The sequence below is a fragment of the Streptomyces sp. SID3343 genome (assembly GCF_009865215.1).
GTDB lineage: Bacteria > Actinomycetota > Actinomycetes > Streptomycetales > Streptomycetaceae > Embleya.
Genome location: NZ_WWJX01000594.1, coordinates 1 through 784, shown reverse-complemented (window position 1 = coordinate 784; position 784 = coordinate 1). Strand labels below are relative to the sequence as shown.

Sequence of the window (784 nt, the reverse complement as noted above, 5' to 3'; positions counted from 1 at the left end):
GCAAAGCGCGGATGCGCGACCTGCGGCGGCACCCCCGGCAGCGGTTGCGGTATCGCCGGCGCGGTCACGCCCGAAGCGGTCGCCACAGGCACGGCCGGCGCCGCGGCCGGCGGTGCCGCCTGCGGCTCGACACTCTCGACCACCGGGCTCTCGACCACAGGACTGTCGACCACAAGGCTCTCGGCCACAGGCGCGACCGGCTGAGCGGGAGTCGGCCCGGGGGCGGGCACCGGCGCCTCGACCGGAGCCTGAACCACGGCCCCGGCAACTTCGGCAACCTCGGCGACAGCCTCCACCGAACCCTCGACCTGAACTTCACCCTGAGGCTCTACGGCCACCCGTTCGACCGCCTGCGGCGGCACGTGCACGGGAGCAACCGGAGCCGGCGGAGCAACCGAAGCCACCGGAGCCGATACCGGCGCCGGCGCGTGCTGGGCCGGAATGCTCACCCCGCCCGCTCCCACCGCCGGGCCGACCGACCCGGCCGGATCGATCGAAGGCGGCGAAACAGCCGCGACGCCCGTGTTGACCGCGTCCCCGACCGGGTGCGCGCCACTGTGCGGCCCCGTCTGTTGCGGCGGCACCGGTCCACGCCCGACCCGACGCTGCCGGCGCGGCGGCAGCGTCGTGCGCTGCGGCACGGCGGCGGCGACCGGAAACGGCGGCGTGTCGACCGGGTTGGACCCGGCCGGCGGCTGCTGGGGCTGCGGCTGGTGCTGCGCCTGCTCGGGCAACTGCTGCGGCTGCTCGCCGGTTTGCCCCACGCGCACCCGCTGGCGCAGTC

Annotated in this window: 1 protein-coding gene and 1 pseudogene; one reads left to right on the top strand and one right to left on the bottom strand. The window is 76.1% G+C overall.

Going from position 1 to position 784, the window contains the following annotated elements; genetic code table 11:
* Positions 1-188, bottom strand: a pseudogene (locus GT354_RS54145) (hypothetical protein); the annotation flags it as partial.
* Between the two features lie 357 nt (positions 189-545).
* On the opposite strand from GT354_RS54145, the gene GT354_RS54140 reads away from it, so the two are divergent.
* On the top strand, positions 546-784 hold a 239-nt coding region (locus GT354_RS54140), incomplete at its 3' end, for a hypothetical protein (protein ID WP_237535121.1).